Annotated in this window: 19 protein-coding genes; 7 read left to right on the top strand and 12 right to left on the bottom strand. The window is 66.3% G+C overall.

Annotation, left to right across the window (positions count from 1 at the left end):
• Positions 1–41 precede the first annotated feature (41 nt).
• The 11 genes from SKC41_RS02990 to SKC41_RS02940 all read right to left on the bottom strand — a co-directional run bounded on the left by SKC41_RS02990 (position 42) and on the right by SKC41_RS02940 (position 10,142).
• Complete coding sequence (locus tag SKC41_RS02990; protein WP_330976250.1) at positions 42–1,259, bottom strand: RNA polymerase sigma factor; 1,218 nt, start codon at positions 1,257–1,259, stop codon at positions 42–44.
• A 9-nt stretch (positions 1,260–1,268) separates the two neighbouring features.
• Positions 1,269–1,967 carry a YciI family protein gene (locus SKC41_RS02985; RefSeq protein WP_330976249.1) on the bottom strand — a complete coding sequence of 233 codons (699 nt, stop codon included), beginning with the start codon at positions 1,965–1,967 and terminating at the stop codon, positions 1,269–1,271.
• 112 nt (positions 1,968–2,079) lie between these two features.
• Entirely contained in the window at positions 2,080–2,976 is an 897-nt protein-coding gene (gene mmaA4 / locus SKC41_RS02980; protein WP_330976248.1) for a hydroxymycolate synthase MmaA4, read from the bottom strand.
• A 145-nt stretch (positions 2,977–3,121) separates the two neighbouring features.
• Positions 3,122–4,003 carry a cyclopropane mycolic acid synthase family methyltransferase gene (locus tag SKC41_RS02975; protein ID WP_330976247.1) on the bottom strand — a complete coding sequence of 294 codons (882 nt, stop codon included), beginning with the start codon at positions 4,001–4,003 and terminating at the stop codon, positions 3,122–3,124.
• Positions 4,004–4,148: 145 nt separating this feature from the next.
• Complete coding sequence (gene mmaA2 / locus SKC41_RS02970; protein WP_330976246.1) at positions 4,149–5,012, bottom strand: cyclopropane mycolic acid synthase MmaA2; 864 nt, start codon at positions 5,010–5,012, stop codon at positions 4,149–4,151.
• 93 nt (positions 5,013–5,105) lie between these two features.
• Positions 5,106–5,969: a cyclopropane mycolic acid synthase family methyltransferase gene (locus SKC41_RS02965; protein WP_330976245.1), complete on the bottom strand. Its 864-nt coding sequence runs from the start codon at positions 5,967–5,969 to the stop codon at positions 5,106–5,108.
• 140 nt (positions 5,970–6,109) lie between these two features.
• Positions 6,110–6,973, bottom strand: coding sequence for a cyclopropane mycolic acid synthase family methyltransferase (locus SKC41_RS02960; RefSeq protein ID WP_330976244.1), 864 nt, complete (start codon positions 6,971–6,973; stop codon positions 6,110–6,112).
• A 95-nt stretch (positions 6,974–7,068) separates the two neighbouring features.
• Positions 7,069–7,986 carry an alpha/beta fold hydrolase gene (locus SKC41_RS02955; protein ID WP_330976243.1) on the bottom strand — a complete coding sequence of 306 codons (918 nt, stop codon included), beginning with the start codon at positions 7,984–7,986 and terminating at the stop codon, positions 7,069–7,071.
• A complete protein-coding gene (locus tag SKC41_RS02950; RefSeq protein WP_330976242.1) occupies positions 7,986–9,332 on the bottom strand; it encodes an ABC1 kinase family protein in 1,347 nt (448 codons plus the stop codon). Before SKC41_RS02950 ends, SKC41_RS02955 begins: the two co-directional genes overlap by 1 nt.
• 61 nt (positions 9,333–9,393) lie before the next feature.
• Positions 9,394–9,969 carry a DinB family protein gene (locus SKC41_RS02945; RefSeq protein WP_330978730.1) on the bottom strand — a complete coding sequence of 192 codons (576 nt, stop codon included), beginning with the start codon at positions 9,967–9,969 and terminating at the stop codon, positions 9,394–9,396.
• Between the two features lie 23 nt (positions 9,970–9,992).
• Complete coding sequence (locus SKC41_RS02940; protein WP_442931548.1) at positions 9,993–10,142, bottom strand: hypothetical protein; 150 nt, start codon at positions 10,140–10,142, stop codon at positions 9,993–9,995.
• A gap of 91 nt (positions 10,143–10,233) precedes the next feature.
• Here SKC41_RS02940 and SKC41_RS02935 point away from each other — a divergent pair, with 91 nt between their 5' ends.
• From SKC41_RS02935 to rplL, 5 genes are all read left to right on the top strand, one after another.
• Positions 10,234–14,403, top strand: a complete 4,170-nt coding sequence (locus tag SKC41_RS02935; protein ID WP_330976241.1) for an NEW3 domain-containing protein — start codon at positions 10,234–10,236, stop codon at positions 14,401–14,403.
• Positions 14,400–15,017, top strand: a complete 618-nt coding sequence (locus tag SKC41_RS02930; RefSeq protein ID WP_330976240.1) for a DUF7158 domain-containing protein — start codon at positions 14,400–14,402, stop codon at positions 15,015–15,017. Before SKC41_RS02935 ends, SKC41_RS02930 begins: the two co-directional genes overlap by 4 nt.
• Positions 15,018–15,023: 6 nt before the next feature.
• The gene (locus SKC41_RS02925) at positions 15,024–15,929 is read left to right on the top strand and encodes an ROK family protein (RefSeq protein ID WP_330976239.1); all 906 of its coding nucleotides are present in this window, start codon (positions 15,024–15,026) and stop codon (positions 15,927–15,929) included.
• Between the two features lie 327 nt (positions 15,930–16,256).
• The gene (gene rplJ / locus SKC41_RS02920; RefSeq protein WP_096284707.1) at positions 16,257–16,880 is read left to right on the top strand and encodes a 50S ribosomal protein L10; all 624 of its coding nucleotides are present in this window, start codon (positions 16,257–16,259) and stop codon (positions 16,878–16,880) included.
• A 32-nt stretch (positions 16,881–16,912) separates the two neighbouring features.
• The gene (gene rplL, locus SKC41_RS02915) at positions 16,913–17,308 is read left to right on the top strand and encodes a 50S ribosomal protein L7/L12 (protein WP_085222909.1); all 396 of its coding nucleotides are present in this window, start codon (positions 16,913–16,915) and stop codon (positions 17,306–17,308) included.
• 58 nt (positions 17,309–17,366) lie between these two features.
• Here the strand turns inward: rplL and SKC41_RS02910 are convergent, their stop codons facing one another.
• On the bottom strand, positions 17,367–18,041 hold the full coding sequence (locus SKC41_RS02910) for a TetR/AcrR family transcriptional regulator (protein WP_330976238.1): 675 nt from the start codon (positions 18,039–18,041) through the stop codon (positions 17,367–17,369).
• Between the two features lie 95 nt (positions 18,042–18,136).
• Between SKC41_RS02910 and SKC41_RS02905 the strand changes: the two genes are divergently transcribed.
• On the top strand, positions 18,137–19,666 hold the full coding sequence (locus SKC41_RS02905) for a carotenoid oxygenase family protein (RefSeq protein ID WP_330976237.1): 1,530 nt from the start codon (positions 18,137–18,139) through the stop codon (positions 19,664–19,666).
• Between the two features lie 174 nt (positions 19,667–19,840).
• The gene (locus tag SKC41_RS02900) at positions 19,841–20,851 is read left to right on the top strand and encodes an ABC transporter ATP-binding protein (RefSeq protein ID WP_090600281.1); all 1,011 of its coding nucleotides are present in this window, start codon (positions 19,841–19,843) and stop codon (positions 20,849–20,851) included.
• The last annotated feature ends 373 nt before the right edge of the window (positions 20,852–21,224 follow it).

Genomic DNA, 21,224 nt, shown 5'->3' with positions numbered 1-21,224 from the left:
TTTTTCCGAGATCAGCCCGACAACTCGACGTTCGGCGCATGTCACCCCCCACACTCGGCGATACGTCGCCGCAAGAAGTCGCGCCCCGGCTCAGACCCGTTGGACTCCAATGCCGTTCGATACCAGGTGAGCGCTTCGGTGGGCCGTCCGGCGCGCCGCAGCAGATCGGCCCTTACCGTCGCGACCAGATTCGAGCGGGTCAGCCGGGGATCGCGCGCCACCTCGTCCAGCGCTAAAAGCCCGGCGTCGGGGCCGTCGCGCAAGCCCACCGCCATCGCGCGGTTGGCGCCCGCCACCGGCGAACCCGTTAATTCCAACAGCCGGTCGTAGGCCGTGCAGATGGTGACCCAATCGGTCTGCTCCCATGACGGCGCCGTCGCGTGCACCGCGGCGATCACGGCCTGGGGCAGATACGGGCCGGTCGAACCCTCGGCCAGGCGCAGCCGGTCCAGCCCGCGCGCGATACGGCCGCGGTCCCACTTGCTGCGGTCCTGATCCTCCAATGGCACCAGCATCCCGGTGTGATCGATCCGCGTCGCTCGCCGCGAGTCGTGCAGCAGGGTCAGGGCGGTCAAGGCGTGGGCCTCACGCTCGTCCGGCATCAGCGTGCACAACTCGCCGGCCAGCCGGACGCCTTCGTCGCACAGTTCGTCGCGGATCGCCGACGAACCCGTCGTCGACCAATACCCCTCGGTGAAAACCGAATAGATACAACCGAGCACGTGTGGTGTCCGCTCGGGCAGCAGTTGCGCCGGCGGTACCCGCAGCGGGATGTTGGCGTGACGAATCTTGTTCTTGGCGCGCGTGATTCGTTGACCGACGGCGGTGTCCGTCTGCAACAGAGCCCGTGCGATCTCGGCGACGGTCAATCCGGACACCAGCCGCAGCGTCAGTGCCAATTGCGACTGCCGGTCCAGCGCCGGATGCGCACAGGTGAACATCATCCGCAGCTCGTCGTCGCGAACCGGATGCGGGTCGGTGTGCTCGGTGCGTGCCTTGATCTCGTCCACGAAAGCCGCCAATTCCTTTCCGGGACGGACGGATTCGCGGCGCAGCCGATCCCGGGCACGGTTGCGGGCAACGGTTATCAGCCACCCGCCGGGGCTGTCGGGCACACCGTCGCGGGACCAGCTGCGCAGCGCCTCGGCGCAGGCCTCCTGGACGGCGTCTTCGGCGACGGTGAGGTCGCCGGACCATCGCGCGAGCGCGGCGACGGCGGGACCCCATTCCCGGCGGAAGACGCCGTCCAGGCTGTTCATTGCGGACGGTTAGAGTCCCGAGATTCCAGCGAGCTGCCGCAACTGCACCGTCGAGGCGGGAATCATCGACGCGATCTTGACGGCCTCGTCACGGTCCGCCGCACCCAATAGGTAGATGCCGGTGGCGATTTCGGCGCCTTCCACATAGGGCCCGTCGGTGATCAGGACCTCGCCGTCGCGCACCCGCACGGTCGTCGCGGTGGACCGATCGTGCAACGCGGCTCCGCCGACAATGTGATCGCCGACGGCCGCGTGCAGGTCCGCGTGCTTGGCCGCCACCGCCTCCCAGTCCGGCGTGCCGGGGGTGTGTGCCTTCTCGGCCGGTTCCAGCAGCAGCGCCAGCCAGTCGTTGCCGGTGAGCGGGCGGGACGTCTCGATCGAGTGGACGGTGGGCCACACCTCCACGGCTCCATATGTGGCGAGCGGGATATCGCGCGCCAGGGCAAGCGCCTCATCGAGGTTTTCCGCTTCGAACACGTAGTAGCCGCAGGCCACCTCGGCGGACTCGGCGAACGGGCCGTCGGTGACCACTCGGGTGTCCGGGCCGCCGGTGATGACCGCCGCGCCGGCCGCGGGCGCCAGCGCGTCTCCGGACTTGATCGCCGGGCCGGCCTTGGTGTGGAACCTTTCCCATGCCGCCATCGCGGTGGCCGGGTCGTCGGGTGTGCGGTCTTGCTCTTTGCTGATCAACAGCGCGAAATACTGCATGTTCGTCACCTCCGATAGCGAGCGAAGCCTCGTGCTCCACTCTCTACCTATCCGACGAACGACGCAGCCCTAATCCGACAGCGCGGAGAAAATCAGGCCCATTGGGCCGCTACTAGTTCGAGGCACCCGGCTTGAGGTAGGTCACCAGGCTGCAGTCCAGCATCTCGTCGCCGAAGTAGTGCTCGCAGCCGCGTAGGTACTTCATGTAGCGCTCGTAGACCTCTTCGGAAGTGACCTCGATGGCCTTGTCCTTGTTGGACTCCAACGTATCGCCCCAGATGTGCAGCGTCTTGACGTAATGGTCGCGCAGTGAAAGCGGTTCGGGCACAACGAAACCCGCCTTCTCGCCGTGCTCGACCATCATCTCGGTGGTCGGCAGGCGGCCGCCTGGGAAGATCTCGGTGATGATGAACTTGATGAAGCGCACGGTCTCGAAGGTGAGTTTCTTGCCGCGGGCGTTCATGTTGTACGGGTGGTAGCTGACGCTGCTTTGCACGGTCATGCGGCCGTCGTCGGGCATGATCTCGAACGTCCGCTTGAAGAAGTCGTCGTAGTTCTCGTGCCCGAAGTGCTCGAACGCTTCGATCGAGACGATTCGGTCGACGGGTTCGGCGAAGTCTTCCCAGTTCAGCAGCCGCACCTCGCGAGAGCGGTTGGTGTCGATCGCACCCAGCACCTGCTCGCAGCGGGCGTGCTGATTCTTCGACAGGGTCAAGCCGATGACGTTGACGTCGTAGCGCTCCACCGCGCGGCGCATGGTGGTGCCCCATCCGCAGCCGATGTCCAGCAGGGTCATGCCGGGTTTGAGGTCCAGCTTGTCCAGGTTGAGGTCCATCTTGGCGTATTGAGCCTCTTCGAGGGTCAGGTCGGAAGGCTCGAAGTACGCGCAACTGTAGGTCCGGGTCGGGTCCTGGAACAGGGCGAAGAAGTCGTCGGAGACGTCGTAGTGCGCCTGGATGTCTTCCGAACGCGTTCGGACCTTCGTCGCACTAGTCGGTTGCTCTGCCATTTGCGTTTAATTCTCCTGAATTCACTGCTTTCAAACCCGTTGCCCAGCTTCACCCGATTGACCAGCAACGATACCCACACTTAATCGGGCTGCTTACTGTCGGTGGCGCTTTACGACCGGACCCCCCGCGGCCCGACGCATCAGTCTACTTTTCCAGCGTGAACTGATTGCAGTCGATATAGCCCATCCGGAACGCCCTGGCGCAGCCGGTCAGGAATTTCATGTAGCGCTCGTAGACCTCTTCGGATTGGATCTCGACCGCCTGGTCTTTATGGGCCTCGAGGGCGTCGGCCCACATGTCGAGGGTGTGTGCGAAGTCGGACTGCAACGATTGCCGACGGGTGACGGCGAAACCCGCCTTGGCGCTGTGGTCCTCCACCTTCTCGATGGACGGCAGGCGGCCCCCGGGGAAGATGTCATTCAGGATGAACCGGATGAACTTCGCCATTTCAATCGTCACCGGTATGCCGCGCTCCGTCATCTGCTTGGGATGCAAGGCGGTGATCGAATGCAGCAGCATCACCCCGTCATCCGGCAGGACGTCGTAGGCGAATTGGAAGAAGTCGTCGTAGCGGTCAAAGCCGAAGTGCTCGAGCGCTTCGATGATGACGATACGGTCCACCTGCTCGGTGAAATCCGCCCAGTCGGTCAGCAGCACGCGGTGTGAGCGCTTCGAGTCGATCGTGTCGAGCACCTGCTGACAGTAGGCGTCCTGGTTCTTGGACAGGGTCACCCCGACGACATTGACGTCGTACTTCTCGACGGCGCGCTTCATCATCGAACCCCAGCCACACCCGACGTCGAGCAGGGTCATCCCCGGCTCCAGCGCCAGCTTGTCGAGTGTCAGATCCAGCTTGGCGACCTGCGCCTCATGCAGCGACATGCCCTCCTGGGGGAAGTATGCGCAGCTGTAGGTGCGGGTCGGGTCCTGGAACAGCGCGAAGAATTCGTTGGATAGGTCGTAGTGCGCTCGAACATCGGCCTCGTTAGACCGTGGCCGCGTGGCACCCGCTGAACTTTTAGACATAGTTCCCCCCCGGTGGGCATGGCGTCCCGGTGGGGAGGCCATCTCGGGGACCCTACACCTGGTCGGACGCATCCATCGGATTTGAGCCGCGAGGCCACCGGGTTTCTCGATGGCCGACCCCCACCCGTCAGGGCGGACGCGATCGCTACTTCTCCAGGGTGAATTGGTTGACGTCGATGTAGCCGACCCGGAACGCGTTGGCGCAGCCGGTCAGGTATTTCATGTAGCGCTCGTAGACCTCTTCGGACTGGATCTCGATGGCCTCGTCCTTGTGCGATTCCAGCGCCGCTGCCCACAGATCGAGTGTCCTGGCGTAGTGCAGCTGCAACGATTGGCGCCGGGTCAACCGGAAACCATGCTTCGACGAGTGGTCCTCGACCTTCTCGATGGAGGGCAGCCGCCCGCCCGGGAAGATCTCGGTAACGATGAACTTGATGAAGCGGGCCATCTCGAACGTCAGCGGTATGCCACGTTCGACGATCTGCGGCCCCGTCAATCCGGTGATGGTGTGCAGCAGCATCACGCCGTCATCGGGCAGTACGTTGTGGGCCATCGTGAAGAAGTCGTCGTAGCGGTCGTGGCCGAAGTGCTCGAACGCGCCGATCGACACGATGCGGTCGACCGGCTCGTCGAACTGCTCCCAGCCGGCCAGCAGCACCTGCTTGCTCCGGGGGTTGTCCATTTCGTCGAACGACTTCTGCACGTGCGCGGCCTGGTTCTTGGACAGCGTCAGGCCAACGACGTTCACGTCGTACTTCTCGACAGCGCGACGCATGGTGGCACCCCAGCCGCAGCCGACGTCGAGCAGCGTCATGCCCGGTTGCAGGCCGAGCTTGCCCAGCGCCAGGTCGATCTTGGCGAGCTGGGCTTCCTCCAGCGTCATGTCGTCGCGCTCGAAGTACGCGCAGCTGTAGGTCTGGCTGGGATCCAGGAACAGGCGGAAGAAGTCGTCGGACAGGTCGTAGTGCGCCTGCACGTCGGCGAAGTGCGGTGTCAGTTTCCGAGTCATGACTGTCTGCCTTCCTGCCCAAAACGCACCTAAAGATACCCCGCGCGCGCCCCGGGACCGGCTATTCGGTCCCGGGAGGGCGACGTTGCCGGGTTACTTTGCCAGCGTGAATTGGTTGACGTCGACGTAACCCTCTCGGAATTTGTCGGCGCAGCCCGTCAGGTACTTCATGTAGCGCTCGTAGACCTCTTCGGACTGGATCTCGATCGCCTCGTCCTTGCGCGCTTCCAACGCCGCCGCCCACAGGTCGAGGGTCCGGGCATAGTGTGGCTGCAGCGACTGGCGGCGAGTCAGCGTGAAACCGGCATCGCTCGAATGTTCTTCCACCATAGGGATTTTCGGCAATCGCCCGCCGGGGAAGATCTCCCGCTGAATGAATATGATGAAGCGCAGCAGGTCGATGGAGATGGGCAAGCCCAGGTCGATGATTTCCTGCTTCGTGAAGTCGGTGATGGTGTGCAGCAGCATCACGCCGTCGCCGGGCAGCACGTGGTAGGCCATCTTGAAGAAGTCGCTGTAGCGGTCGTGGCCGAAGTGCTCGAACGCGCCGATCGACACGATGCGGTCGACCGGCTCGTCGAACTCTTCCCAGCCGGCCAGCAGCACGCGCTTGCTCCGGGGGTTGTCCATTTCGTCGAACGACTTCTGCACGTGCGCGGCCTGGTTCTTGGACAGCGTCAGGCCGATCACGTTCACGTCGTACTTCTCGACAGCGCGGCGCATGGTGGCACCCCAGCCGCAGCCGACGTCGAGCAGCGTCATGCCGGGCCGAAGGCCCAGCTTGCCCAGCGACAAATCGATCTTGGCGAGCTGGGCTTCCTCCAGCGTCATGTCGTCGCGCTCGAAGTACGCGCAGCTGTAGGTCTGGCTGGGATCCAGGAACAGCCGGTAAAAGTCGTCGGACAGGTCGTAGTGCGCCTGCACGTCGTCGAAGTGTGGTTCCAGTTTTTGCGCCATGAGTGTTGCGCCCTCCCCGCCAAACGCATCGAACTTCCCCCGAAGCCCGAGTGGGCAAATTTTATTACTTCGCATCTGCCCGTATTGACGAACGGCGAAACCTGGCAGTTCAACCCGACTGTCATGTCGGGCGTGTCGCGCTACTTGGCCAGAGTGAACTGTCCGACGTTGGAGATGCCTTTGCGGAACAGGTCCGCGCAGCCGGTGAGGTAGCGCATGTAGCGGTCGTAGACCTCTTCGGACTGGATGGCGATGGCGCGCTCGCGATTGGCCTCCAGGTTGGCCGCCCACATGTCCAGCGTCCGCACGTAGTGCGACTGCAGATATTGCGTCTGCTCGAGCGAGAAACCACTGGCCTGCGCGTTATCGACGATGTCGGGTTCACCGCACATCTGGCCGCCGGGGAAGATCTCCTTGCCGAGAAATCGTAGAAAGCGCAGATCGGTCATCGTGATCGGGATGCCGTGCTCTTTCCAGTACGACTGCGGGTGCGTGAAGATGCTGTGCATCAGCAGCCGGCTGTCGTCCGGGAGAACCTCGTAGGCCCAGTCCCAGAACGCGGGCCACCGCTCCTTCTTGAACGCGTCGAAGGCCTCAAAGCTGATGATCCGATCGACGTGCTCATCGAACTCTTCCCAACCCTGCAGGCGGGCCTCGGCCCGGCGGGTAGTCGAGATGGCGGCAAGCCGAGATTTGCTGCGCTCGTAGTGATTTCGGCTGAGGGTGATGCCGATGACATTTACGTCGTATTTCTCCACCGCGCGGACCAGCGCTCCGCCCCAACCGCATCCGACGTCGAGGAGCGTCATTCCCGGCTCGAGCTTCAGCTTGTCCAGGCCCAGATCCAGCTTCGCGCGCTGCGCCTCTTCCAGCGTCATGTCGTCGTTTTTGAAGTATGCGCAGGTGTAGACCATGTTGGGGTCTAAGAACAACGCGAAGAAGTCGTCAGAAATGTCGTAGGTAGCCTGCGACTCTTCGTAATACGGCTTCAATTTCGCGACCATCGCGTCCTCCCAAGTATCAACGCTATAACTCTGTGAGATCTCGTGCGAAAGTTGAGACGAACAAATACAGCCTAAGCCGCCTGCTCGACTCTGGCTCAGCTGGCTTCGGCGAAATTGCCCGTCAAGACACCGATCACCGGATCCCACAGCTGCTGTGGCAGATCATGTCCCATTCCGTCGAATAACACCAATCGGGCGCCGCTTATTGCGCGCGCGATCGCACGTCCTCCGAAAGGCCGCATCAGTTTGTCGGACCGACCGTGGATGACCACCGTCGGTGCCGTGATGCGCCGGTTGTGGTGCAGCAGGCTCCCGCTGCCCAGAATCGCGCTGAACTGCCCGGCGACGCCCTGCGGGTAGTAATTGCGGTCGTATCCCTCGGCGGCCTCCGCGCGAACCTGCTCGTCGGGAATGCGGTAACCCGGACTGCCGATGATCCTGCTCACCCGGACCGCATTGTCGAGGATCACGTCGCGGGGCGAGGTTGGCGGCGGACCTTTGATCAGCGCCAGCAATGCGCGCGGTGCCGGCGGGGGTAGGAACGCCGAATTATTGCTCGAGAAGAGGACCCCGAGAGTCCTTGTGCGATGCGCGAACTGCGCGGCGAAGACCTGGGCGATCATCCCGCCCATCGATGCGCCGACGACGTGGGCCGCCTCGATGTCCAGATGGTCCAACACCGCCGCGGCGTCGTCGGCCATGTCCTCGAGGGTGTACGTCGCCTTGCTGCGCAGACCCACCCAGGAGCGGCCCAATCGCGTCACCAACGACTGGCCGACGCTCCGCCGCTCGGTCTTGCCGGACAGTCCGACATCCCGGTTGTCGTAACGGATTACGCGCAGGCCATGGCCGACCAGCCGCTCGCAGAACTCGGTGCGCCACAGCAGCAGCTGGGCGCCGAGGCCCATGATCAACAACACGGGCGGGTCGTCGACGTCGCCCATGTCCTCGTAGTACAGCTTCAGGTCGTTCGACCCGGCTCCGGCGTTCGCATACCCGGTACGGATTTCCACTAGGCCTCCAGGTCGGTGTCGTGCTCCCGGCTGACCTCGACCATGAAGTTGGCGAAGTAGCCCGTCAGCTGCGGGTCGGACATCATCTGCCACTTCGGCGCGAGCAGCTTCATGTACCGCTCGACGTAGAGGAACTGCTTGCCGATCAACACCAACTCGCGCGGCAGCTTGACGTCGTAGGCATCGGCCAGCGTCGAGAGCTGCCGGCCGATGTCGGCATACGACATGTCGCCCAGCGTCGACATGGTCAGCGGGGTGGCGAAACGCTCCAGGTCCTTGGCGGCCTCGGCTTCGGGCTTGACCGTGCCGACGGCTCCCATCAGCACGACGATCTTGCCGGCCGCGGCGTGGTCCTTGGTGACCAGCAACGCGTACACCAACTCGCGCAGCAACCACCGGGTGCGCGGGTCGATGCGGCCCATGATGCCGAAGTCGAAGAACACGATGCGGCCCTGGTCGTCGACGTACAGGTTGCCCGCGTGCAGGTCGCCGTGGAACAGCCCGTGCCGCAGCCCGCCCTCGAAGAGCGAGAACAGCAGCGCCTTCACCAGTTCGACGCCGTCGAACCCGGCCTTGCGGATGGCGGCGACGTCGTCAATGCGGATGCCCTGCACCCGCTCCATCGTCAGCACCCGGTCGCTGGTGAATTCCCAGTGCACAGTCGGCACCCGGATGTTGCGGCCCAGCGGCGATACGTGCAGATGCGAGACCCAGGCTTCCATCGACTGCGCCTCGAGACGGAAATTCAGCTCCTCGGCCAGGTTGGCGGAGAAGTCGGCGACCACGTCTTGCGCCGACAGCCGGCGGCCCAGCTTGGCCAGCTCGACCGCCTGGGCGAAGCGTTTCAGGATCTGCAGGTCGGCGGCGACCCGGCGGCGGATGCCCGGACGCTGAATCTTGACCACGACCTCCTCGCCGCTGTGCAGCGTGGCGTAGTGCACCTGCGCGATGGACGCCGAGGCGAACGGCGTCTCATCCCACTTGGCGAACAGGTCGGCCGGGTCGGCGCCGAGCTCCTCGACGAACAGCTTGTGCACCTGTTCAGAGTCGGCGGGTGGGACCCGGTCCAGCAGGCCGCGGAATTCGCGGGACAGCGACTCTCCGAACGCGCCCGGGCTGGAGGCGATGATCTGGCCGAACTTCACATACGTGGGACCCAGGTCGGCGAAGGTCTGGGGGAGCTGCTTGATCACCTTCTGTTGCCACGGGCCCCGGCCCGGCAGCTTGGTGACGACGCGAGCGGCGGAGCGGGTGACCTGCCAACCGGTGACCGCGACTCGGGCCGCTTCGATCGGCAACGGCACCCGGTCGAGCTTGGCCACGTCTCGGTGTTTGGTAGAGCTCATCTGTGCAGTCTGCCAAACCAGGGCTGCCCAGGCCCAATTCGCTGTCCGGTGAGCAGGCGTTTTACCGATCCGGCCCGGTGTTCCAGGGTGTCACCCAGCCCTCGATCTCCCAGCCTTCCAGCCCGGCGATCAGGTCGTACATCGTGGCTCCGTCGATGGTCTCCCGGACGATGTCGGCGTGCCCCGCGTGGCGGGCCAACTCATTGATGACGTGCAGGATCACCCACCGCACCGACCAGGCATCCAGGTCCTTGGGAAACCACGGAACATCGTGTGGCACCGGCACCGCGGCGTCGAGGTCGGCGGTTTCCACCAGACGCAGCGACTCCGCGTTCTGTTCTGCGAAATCCCGCAGCAGCCCGTCCAGGGTCTCGTCGGGCCGCATCACGTGCTGGTCCGCGAACGCCTTGGCGTCGAACGGCCGGGGATCCTTCGGTCCCGGGTCCGGCGCGGCCGCGATGCGTGCCATCCAGCTGCGTTGCATCCGTGTCACGTGCTTGACCAGCCCGCCGACCGACAGCGCACTGGCCGACGGTGACGACCGGGCCTGCTCGTCGGTGAGGCCGTAGGACACCGCGAAGAAGGAGCTTTGGTGGAACGCCAGGTATTCGCGCAGGGCGCTGCGCTCATCGGTCACCGGCGGGGCGAGGGCTGGCATGATCAATCCTCCTGGTTGACGGTTTGGCGATGTGCGTAAGGGCCGCGCGGGCAAGCGATCTCGGCTCCATGGTGGATCGCCTCGCGATTGATGTGCAAGACCCGCCCGGGCGGCGGGTAGTCGGCGTACGGCGGTGTCGTCGGGTCAGCCATGGCGCCGAGTTTTCCAGCTACCGGTGACACCTTTGCGCTACGCCGACGGCTTAACCCTCGGCGCCGGGCCGTCGCGCGTTAAGGTGCGGGCATGCAGCTGGTTTCGGCGCAGTCGACCGAACTGTTCGTTGGACCGCAGAACACGCCGATACAGCTGGCCCGTGTCGCCGTCGAGGGGGTGACCGAGCCGACGCCGCTCCGCATCGACGGTGACGGTCTGCACGGTGAGGCGATCGCCGAGGTTGGCGACGAGGCCGTCGAGATTGCGGTGACCGTGCGGCGCCCGACCGTGGGTGAGCGGCGACCCGCCCGGGCGCACGCCGGCGACACCAGTGTTGAGTTCGAGTTCACCGTGGCCGAGCCGGGCTGGACGATGTTCATGGTCAGCCACTTCCACTACGACCCGGTGTGGTGGAACACGCAGGGCGCCTACACCAGTGAATGGCGAGAAGACCCGCCGGGCAAAGGTCGGCAGACCAACGGTTTCGAATTGGTGCACGCGCATCTGGAAATGGCCCGCCGCGAGCCCGAGTACAAATTCGTGCTGGCCGAGGTGGACTACCTCAAGCCGTACTGGGACACTCACCCCGAGGACCGCGCCGACCTGCGCCGCTTCATCGCCGAAGGCCGGGTCGAGATCATGGGCGGCACCTACAACGAACCCAACACCAACCTCACCAGTCCGGAAACGACGATCCGAAACCTGGTGCACGGCATTGGTTTTCAACGTGATGTGCTGGGCGCCGATCCGGCGACGGCATGGCAGCTCGACGTGTTCGGCCACGACCCGCAGTTCCCCGGGATGGCCGCCGATGCCGGGCTGACGTCGAGTTCGTGGGCCCGCGGACCACACCACCAGTGGGGACCGACCCACTCCGGCGGTGTCGAGGGCATGCAGTTCTGCAGCGAGTTCGAGTGGATTTCCCCCTCCGGGCGCGGCCTGCTCACGCACTACATGCCGGCGCATTACGGGGCGGGCTGGGGGATGGATTCGGCGGCGTCGCTGGCCGCGGCGCAAGACGCCACGTATGCGGTGTTCGACCAGCTCAAGAGGGTCGCGTTGACCCGCAACGTGCTGTTGCCGGTGGGCACCGACTACACCCCGCCGAACAAGTGGGTCACCGAAATCCACCGCGACTGGGCCGCGCGCTACACCTGGCCGCGATTCGTGTGCGCGCTGCCGAAGGAGTTCTTCGCGGCGGTGCGCGCCGAGCTGGACGAGCGAGGGTCGGTGCCGTCCCCGCAGACGCGCGACATGAACCCGATCTACACCGGCAAGGACGTCTCCTACATCGACACCAAACAGGCGAACCGCGCCGCCGAAAACGCGGTGCTGGACGCCGAGCGTTACGCGGTGTTCGCCGCGCTGATGACCGGCGCCGACTACCCGCAGGCCGCGCTGGCCAAGGCGTGGGTGCAGCTGGCCTACGGCGCGCACCACGACGCGATCACCGGCTCGGAATCCGACCAGGTCTACCTCGATCTGCTGACCGGTTGGCGCGACGCGTGGGAACTGGGTCGCGCGGCCCGCGACAACTCCCTGGCGCTGCTGTCGGGCGCGTTGAGTTCTCAGGCCGGTGACGTGGTCGTCTGGAATTCGCTGACGCAGCGGCGCACCGACATCGTCACCGCACGGGTTGATCCGCCGCTGGCCGCGGGGGTGCGGGTGCACGACGTCGACGGTGCCGAGCTGCCCACAATGGTTGAGCACGACGGGCGGTCGGTCACTTGGCTGGCCCGTGACGTCCCGTCGCTGGGCTGGCGGGCCTACCGGCTGGCTCCCGCCCAGGAGGCGACCGGCTGGGAGGCGGTGCCCGGATGCGAAATCGAAAACGAGCACTACCGGTTGGCGGTCGACCCGGCCCGGGGCGGCGCGGTGGTGTCGTTGGTTCAGGATGGCCGCGAGCTGATCGCGGATGGGCGGGTGGGCAACGAGCTCGCCGTCTACGACGAATACCCGGCCCACCCGACGCAGGGCGAGGGCCCTTGGCATCTGCTGCCCAAGGGGCCGGTGGTGGGCTCGTCCGAATCGCCGGCGCAGGTGCAGGCTTACCGAGGACCGCTCGGTCAGCGGCTCGTCGTGCACGGCCGGATTGGCGAATTGCTGTGCTATACACAGACATTGACGCTGTGGAACGGCGTAGCGCGGGTGGACTGCCGCACCACGATAGACGAATTCACCGGTGCGGATCGCCTGCTGCGGCTGCGCTGGCCGTGTCCGGTGCCAGGTGCCATGCCGGTCAGCGAGGTGGGCGACGCCGTCGTCGGCCGCGGTTTCGCGTTGCTGCACGACGGACCTCGCTCGGTGGACACCGAGCACTTGCCGTGGACGTTGGATAACCCGGCCTACAGCTGGTTCGGTCTATCGTCGGCTGCGCGGGTTAGATTGGGAGATAACGATATTCGCGCGTTATCTGTGGCCGAGGTGGTGTCGCCGTCGGAAGCGTCATCCGGACCACTGGCGCGCGAGCTGATGGTCGCCCTGGTCCGCGCCGGCGTGACGGCCACCTGCAGTGGCGCCGACAGGCCGCGCTACGGCAACCTCGCGGTCGACTCCAACCTGCCCGACGTCCGCATTGCGCTGGGCGGCCCCGACCGCAACGCCTTCACCAAAGCGGTACTCGCCGAAGCCGATCCGGAATACGCCGAGGAATTCGCGCGCCAGCTGTCGAAGCGGGGCCGAGCCAGGGTGTGGGTGCCCGCGGCGACGGCATTGGCGGCGGCCTGGGTGCCCGGAGCCGACCTGAGCGGGGTGCGTGCGCTGCCCGTGCTGGTGATCGACGGCACCGATGAGAAGCGTCTCAACGCCGAAATAGCCTCGGTGGCAGACGATCTCGATGATGCCGAGATCGTCGTCAAACAGCGCGCGGCCGCTGGCGTGGAACCCTTCGAATCCCGCACGGTCGCGTTGCTCAACCGCGGCGTGCCGAGCTTCGCCGTCGACAGCGAAGGCACGCTGCACACCGCGCTGTTGCGGTCCTGCACCGGCTGGCCGTCCGGCACTTGGATCGACGAACCACGCCGCACCGCGCCCGACGGGTCGAACTTCCAACTGCAGCACTGGACACACCACTTCGACTACGCGCTGACCGGCGGGGACGGCGACTGGCGGCACGTCGGCATCCCCAGCCGCAGCGCGCAGTTCTCCCATCCGCTGCGCGCCGTCTTCCCCGATCGGCGGCGAGGCAAGCTGGCCTCCACCGGGTCGCTGCTGCACATCGAGCCCGCCGATACCGTGCACGTCGGCGCGTTCAAGGCGGCCGGCAACCCGCTCACAGCCGGTCGCGCCGAGCCCGTCGACCCCGCCGCGGTGGCAGTGCGGCTGGTCGAATCGACCGGCGCCCACACTCGGGTGTCGATCGGTTCCGCGATCGGCAAGGTGGGCTCGCTACAGCTCGCTGACCTGCTGGAGACACCGCACGGACGCCAGCGGTCGATCCAGCTGCACGGCTACCAGGTCGCCACCGTGCTGGCCCGGCTCAAGATCCCCAAGGCATTCGATGAGCCCGCCGCGCTGGCCCCGGAAGCCGAGAACGCCCAGCCGCTGTACGCGCGCTACTGGCTGCACAATCGCGGGCCCGCGCCGCTGGGCGGACTGCCGGCCGTCGCGCACCTGCACCCGCAGCGGGCGACCGCCGAGCCGGGCGATGAGCTGACGCTGCGGCTCACCGCGGCCAGTGACTGCACCGACACCGAGCTGCACGGCGTGGTCGCGCTGGCGTGCCCGGACGGCTGGTCCGCGACGCCCGCCGAGCTGCCGCTGCGGCTCGGCAGCGGCGAGCACCGGGAGGCCGACGTAGTGCTGACGATCCCGGCCGCAGCTGCGCCCGGCCAGTACCCGATCCGGGCGCAGCTGCGCATCGCCGGGGACAACCTCCCGGCCGCCTGGCACCAGACCGTCGAGGACGTGAGCATCGTCGAAATCGGTGCGGACCAGGACACCGAGCTGGTCTACCTCGTCGACGGGCCTGACGAGATCACGATGCGCGCCGGGCAGACGACCCGGCTGGCCGTGACGATCGGCAGCCATGCCGCGGCGGACCTATCGGCCGAGGCCCATCTGATCAGCCCCTGGGGCACCTGGGAATGGATCGGCCCGGCCTCGGTCGGTGCGCTGCTGCCGGCCCGCAGGACCGTCGAGTTCGGCTTCGACGTCAGCCCACCCGCGTGGCTGGAACCCGGCCAGTGGTGGGCCCTGATCCGGGTGGGCTGCGCCGGACGCCTGGTCTACTCGCCGGCGGTGCAGGTGACCGTGACATGAGCGTGCCGCCGGTGGCCACCGTCGCGGGCGCGCCCGTCGCGGTTGAGGAGGTCGACGCGGCCGAGGCGCGATTGCGCGACGGCCCACACGCGGCGGCGCTGCCTGCCCGCGGCACCAGCGAGGGCCGCCAACTGCGGCGCTGGCTCACGCAACTTCTGGTGACCGAACGCGTGGTCGCCGCCGAGGTGGCTACCCGCGGATTGAGCGTCAACGACGCGCCGACCGAGGCCGAGTTGCTGCCCGACGTGACGGCCCGGCTGGAGATCGGCAGTGTGGCCGCGGCGACGCTGGCGGATCCGCGGGCGCGAGCGCTGTTCGTCGACGTGACGGCCGCGGTCCGAGTCAGCGATCTACAGGTGGCCGACTATCACGCCCGCAATCCGCTGCGGTTCGCCGCGGCGAGCCCCGACCGCCACGGCTGGCGCGCGCCGTCGGGTCTCGGGCCGCCGCTGGTACAGGTGCGCTCCGCGGTCGCCGAGCATCTGCGCGGCGCCGCGTGTCGTCGCGCCTTCCGGCTGTGGCTGGACGAGCGCCGCGCCGCGCTGGTCGTGCTCGCACCCGGCTACGAGCATCCCGGTGACCCCCGCCAACCCGACAACACCCATCGGCACTGATCGGCCATGCTTACTCTCGGTCTGGACATCGGCGGCACGAAAATCGCTGCGGGGCTTGTGGATCCCAACGGCGCGCTGGTGTACAACGCGACCCGGCCGACCCCGCCGGGCGGCTCGGCCGAACAGGTCTGGGAGGTCGTCGCCGCCATGATCGCCGAGGCCCTAGCGGCGGCCGGCGGTGCGGTCGGCGCGGTGGGAATCGCGTCGGCCGGGCCCATCGACCTGCGCAGCGGAACCGTCAGCCCGATCAATATCAAAGGCTGGCAACACTTTCCGTTACGGGACCGGGTCGTGGCGGCGGTGCCAGGGGTGCCGGTGCGCCTCGGCGGTGACGGATTGTGCATGGCCCTGGGAGAGCATTGGCAGGGCGCGGGTCGGGGCGCGGGCTTTCTGTTGGCCATGGTGGTGTCGACCGGCGTCGGGGGCGGATTGGTACTCAACGGCGCGCCGTACACCGGGCGTACCGGCAATGCCGGGCATGTCGGTCACGTGGTGGTCGAAGAGGGCGGTGAGCGCTGCGCGTGCGGGGGCCGCGGGTGCGTCGAGACAGTCGCGTCAGGTCCGTGGATGGTGCGCTGGGCACGGGCCAACGGATGGTCGGCGCCGCCTGTCGCCGGCGCTCGCGAGCTGGCCGCCGCTGCGGCCGATGGGGATGCGATAGCGCTGCGCGCATTCCGCCGGGGCGCCACCGGGCTCGCGGCGATGATCGCTTCGGTGGCGGCGGTCTGCGACCTGGACCTCGTCGTCATCGGGGGAGGAGTCGCAAAGTCCGGCCGCGTGTTGTTCGACCCGTTGCACGCGGTGCTGGCCGACTACGCCGGGCTGGATTTCCTGGCCGGATTGCGGTTGGTACCCGCCGAGCTAGGCGGCGAGGCCGGCCTGATCGGCGCGGCCCGGCTCGCGGGGGCCTAGCCAACCGCGTTGCGCTGCACAGGGTGGAGCCCGCTGCACATGCTGCCGGTGCATTTGCTCTGCTGAGCGTCGCCGTCACCTGAGATCCGCCGTTTTGGCCGACCGGCTGTTGTCACGCTATCCTTGGTGCCGATCCACCGAAGACCGTCGGTCACCGAGCAATCGGTTGAAGGTCCGGGAACATCCCGGCGGCCCACGCAGGAGGACGAGGCATTACCGCCGGCGCTCGCGCCGGTGTATTTCAACGCCCCGTGCCGCTTCCTGCGCCGGGGCGTTCGTCGTTCCTCGGGGGAAGCGCAGAAGACACTTCTAACGAGGAGGTTATGCATGGCCAAAGCCGACAAGGCCACCGCCGTAGCGGACATTGTCGAGCAGTTCAGCGCCTCGACCGCGACCGTCATCACCGAGTACCGCGGCTTGACCGTCGCCAACCTGGCCGAGCTGCGCCGCTCGCTGGCGGGTTCGGCCACCTACACCGTGGCCAAGAACACGCTGATCAAGCGGGCAGCGACCGAAGCCGGGATCGAGGGTCTCGACGAGCTGTTCGCGGGCCCGACGGCCATCGCGTTCGTCAGCGGCGAACCGGTCGACGCCGCCAAGGCCATCAAGACCTTCGCCAAGGAGAACAAGGCGCTGGTAATTAAGGGTGGCTACATGGATGGCCACCCGCTGACGGTGGCCGAGGTCGAGCGGATCGCCGACCTGGAATCGCGCGAGGTGCTGCTGGCCAAGCTGGCCGGTGCCATGAAGGGCAACCTCGCCAAGGCTGCCGGCCTGTTCAACGCGCCGGTTTCGCAGTTCGCCCGCCTCGCGGCCGCCCTGCAAGAGAAGAAGGCGGCCGACCCGGCTGCCGCAGCGGCTCCGGCCGCAGAACCCGCTCCCGAGGCAGCCGCTTCGGAAGCACCCGCCGAGGCAGAAGCACCCGCCGAGACACCGGCTGACGCCGAATAACCCAAAAATCCAAACTAGGAAGGACCCACACCATGGCAAAAATCTCCACCGATGACCTGCTCGACGTCTTCAAGGAAATGACCCTGCTCGAGCTCTCGGACTTCGTGAAGAAGTTTGAGGAGACCTTCGAGGTCACCGCGGCCGCCCCGGTCGCCGTTGCCGCTGCCGGTGGCGCCGCCGCCGGTGGTGCGCCCGCCGAGGCCGCCGAGGAGCAGTCGGAGTTCGACGTCATCCTCGAGGCTGCCGGAGACAAGAAGATCGGCGTCATCAAGGTCGTCCGCGAGATCGTCTCCGGCCTGGGCCTCAAAGAGGCCAAGGACCTGGTCGACGGCGCACCCAAGCCGTTGCTGGAGAAGGTCGCCAAGGAAGCCGCCGAGGAGGCCAAGGGCAAGCTCGAGGCCGCCGGCGCTACGGTCACGGTCAAGTAGTTCAACTCGCGCAAACCCCCGGGAGCCTGTTAACACGGGTCCCGGGGGTTTCGTGTGTTCAGTCGGGAAACGCAGACCGCACTGACTGTGCCACCCGCTCGGCTGTATCGCCCAGGGCGACAAGCAGATTCGACGTCATCGCGTTGAGCACCGGGGCGATCGCCGATCCGTCGTCGCCGTAGTACCCGGCCAACTCCAGCATCACGAACCCGTGGATCAACGCCCAGAACTGGGCCGCGGTGGCCACGACGGACGCGTCGTCGTCCGCGCCACCCACGGTGATCCGGCCGGCCTGCATGCATCGGCGCACCACCCGCACCACATGCGCGAAGCTCGGGTGGTGCTGCTCGATCTCGGCGACCGTGAGCGTCAGAACATTGCCGGCCGGCGCGTTGATGCCGTGCGCGCTGGTGCTGCCGAACATCAGGCGGTACATGTGTGGGCGCTCGATGGCGTAGCGGCGGTAGGCGGCGCCGGTGACGAACAGATCGGCGACCGGGTCGGCGGTCTGCGGCACCGTTTGGGCCTGGTCGAACTGCCGCAACCCTTCCTCGGCGACCGCTTCGATCAACGCGCGCATCCCGCCGAAGTGGGTGTACACCGACATCGTCGAGGTCCCCGCCGCACCCGCCACCTTGCGGGTTTGCAGGGCGTCGGGCCCGTGCTCGTCGAGCAGGCCGACCGCAGCGAGCAGCATCTCGTCGCGAACACTGCGCCGAATTTCCGAAGTCATCTCTCCAACCATCTCTGCCGCGGCCTTGCCATCTTCTCATCGCGGGCGTAGCGTCTCAATAACGCTGAAATATCAATGTTATAGGAGTTCAGCAAATGACTTCAACGCAGACAACCAAATCCGAGAACCCCTACCTCGAAGGCTTCCTGGCGCCGGTCGGCGCCGAAGTGACCGCTACCGACTTGCAGGTCACCGGGCACATCCCGGAGCACCTCGACGGGCGCTACCTGCGTAACGGGCCCAACCCGGCCGCGGAGGTGGACCCGGCCACCTACCACTGGTTCACCGGCGACGCGATGGTGCACGGGGTGGCGCTGCGCGACGGCAAGGCCTGCTGGTACCGCAACCGCTGGGTCCGTACCCCGCCCGCGTGCGCCGCGCTCGGCGAGGCCGAGCCCAAGGGGCTCAACCCGCGCGCCGGGATGCTGTCGGTCGGCCCCAACACCAACGTGCTCACCCATGCCGGGCGGACGCTGGCTCTCGTCGAAGGCGGCGGTGCCAACTACGAGCTCACCGACGAGCTGGACACCGTCGGGCCCTGCGATTTCGGCGGCACCCTGTTCGGTGGCTACACCGCCCACCCGCACCGCGATCCGCACACCGGAGAACTGCACGCCGTTTCCTATTCCTTCGGACGCGGGCGCACCGTGCAGTACTCGGTGATCGATACCGACGGCCAGGCACGGCGCACCGTCGACATCGAAGTCAGCGGGTCGCCGATGATGCACGACTTCTCCCTGACCGATAAGTACGTGGTGATCTATGACCTGCCGGTGACGTTCGACCCGATGCAGATCTTGCCGGCCAGCGTGCCGCGCTGGCTGAGTTCGCCGGCCCGCCTGGTGGTGCAGTCGCTGCTCGGCCGGGTCCGGATCCCCAATCCGGTGATGACGGCGATGAACAACAATCGGCAGCCGATGAATCGGATGCCCTACAGCTGGAAGGACAGCTATCCGGCGCGCATCGGAGTAATGCCCCGCGAAACCGGCGGCAATGCCGCCGGAAAAGCCCCGGTGCGCTGGTTCGACATCGAACCCTGCTACGTGTACCACCCGCTGAACGCCTACTCGGAAATGCGCGACGGCGCAGAGGTCCTGGTGCTCGACGTGGTCAGTTACTCGCGGATGTTCGACCGCGACCTGCGCGGTCCGGGCGACAGCCGGCCCGTGCTGGATCGCTGGACGATCAACCTGACCACGGGTGCGGTCGCCACCGAGCGCCGCGACGACCGTCCGCAGGAGTTTCCGCGCATCGACGAGTCGTTGCTGGGCGGCCGGCACCGGTTCGGCTACGCCGTCGGGTTGGACGGCGGCTACCTGTCCGGTGGCGCGACCGAGATGACCTCGGCGTTCTACAAGCACGACTACGTGACCGGCTCGAGCAGCGTCGCGGCGCTGGAACCGGGCCTTTTACTCGGCGAGATGTGCTTTGTGCCCAACCCTGCGAACGGTTCGGGGGAGCGTGCCGAGGATGACGGCGTATTGATGGGTTACGCGTATCACCGTGGCCGGGACGAGGGGCAATTGCTGATGCTGGACGCCCAGACCCTGGAGACGATTGCGACCGTGCACTTGCCGCAGCGCGTACCGATGGGCTTCCACGGTAACTGGGCGCCGACCAGTTGACCGCTTTACGGCCGCTGCCAGGGCCATTAGCCTGCCTGTAGGGGTGGGTCTCAGGTCGGCGAATTTTTCGCTGCGGTGCTGTGCAACCATGCTGTGTGGTCCCAGGCGTGCGCTACAGTGACTCATGCCACACAAAGGGGCAGGTGGCAGCATGCGTCGACGGAAGGATTCCCTATGGGCGTCGCTATTGAGGTCAGCGGTCTAACCAAGTCCTTCGGATCGTCGAGGATTTGGGAAGACGTGACCCTCGATATCCCTTCTGGGGAGGTCAGCGTTTTGCTGGGCCCGTCGGGTACCGGTAAGTCCGTGTTTTTGAAGTCCTTGATCGGCCTCCTTCGTCCGGAACGTGGCTCGATTGTCATCGATGGCACCGACATCATCGAGTGCTCGGCCAAGGAGCTCTACGAGATCCGCACGTTGTTCGGGGTTTTGTTCCAGGACGGCGCGTTGTTCGGTTCGATGAATCTCTATGACAACACCGCCTTCCCGCTGCGCGAGCACACCAAGAAAAAGGAAGGCGAGATCCGTGACATCGTCATGGAGAAGCTCGAATTGGTGGGTCTCGGCGGTGACGAGCGGAAGTTCCCCGGCGAGATCTCCGGTGGTATGCGCAAGCGTGCCGGCCTGGCCCGCGCCCTGGTGCTGGACCCGCAGATCATTCTCTGCGACGAGCCCGACTCGGGTCTGGACCCGGTCCGTACCGCCTACCTGAGCCAGCTGATCCTCGACATCAACGCCCAGATCGACGCGACCATTCTGATCGTGACGCACAACATCAGCGTCGCCCGCACCGTGCCGGACAACATCGGCATGCTGTTCCGCAAGCACCTGGTCATGTTCGGCCCGCGCGAGGTGTTGCTGACCAGCGATGAGCCGGTGGTGCGCCAGTTCCTCAACGGCCGCCGCATCGGGCCGATCGGCATGTCCGAAGAGAAGGACGAGGCGACCATGGCCGAAGAGCAAGCCATGGTCGATGCGGGTCACCACTCCGGCGGCACCGAGGAGATCGAGGGCGTACCGCCGCAGATCGTCGCGACACCCGGCATGCCGGAACGCAAAGCGGTGGCACGGCGTCAGGCCCGGGTGCGCGAGATGCTGCACACCCTCCCCAAGAAGGCACAGACGGCGATCCTCGACGACCTCGAGGGCACCCACAAGTACCAAGCGCACGAGTTCGGCGACTGACAACCCGCTGATCCCCAGGCCCGATCGGCACGGCTTGCCGTGGTCGGGCCTGGTCGTGCGTGCTGGAAGCCGCGGCCCGCGGAATTCGGTAACAACTTGCCGCCCGTTCCTCTTGACGAAAAGGCGTGCACAGGTCAATCTGTTGGGCAGAATGTACCCACGGGAAATTCGAGATGCCAGCCAGCGTCGACCCCCCTGGATGGGTAGTTGAGGAATGCGCGCGCCTGCGCTATTGTTGGACGTTGCGCTGGCTACTTCCTGCCCACCTCACCCGCCACCTGACACCGTGGTCTTAGCCTGAGCCCCCTCTGCGGTTCAGCTATTCGTTGCGCGCGTGAGGCTTGAGCAGTTCGTTCGCCGGCTTAAACCGAAA

The sequence above is a fragment of the Mycobacterium sp. 050128 genome (genome assembly GCF_036409155.1).
In the GTDB taxonomy this organism is placed as follows: Bacteria; Actinomycetota; Actinomycetes; order Mycobacteriales; family Mycobacteriaceae; genus Mycobacterium.
The sequence above is the reverse complement of the archived record's forward strand: the minus strand, read 5'-3'. Positions and strand labels throughout refer to the sequence as shown.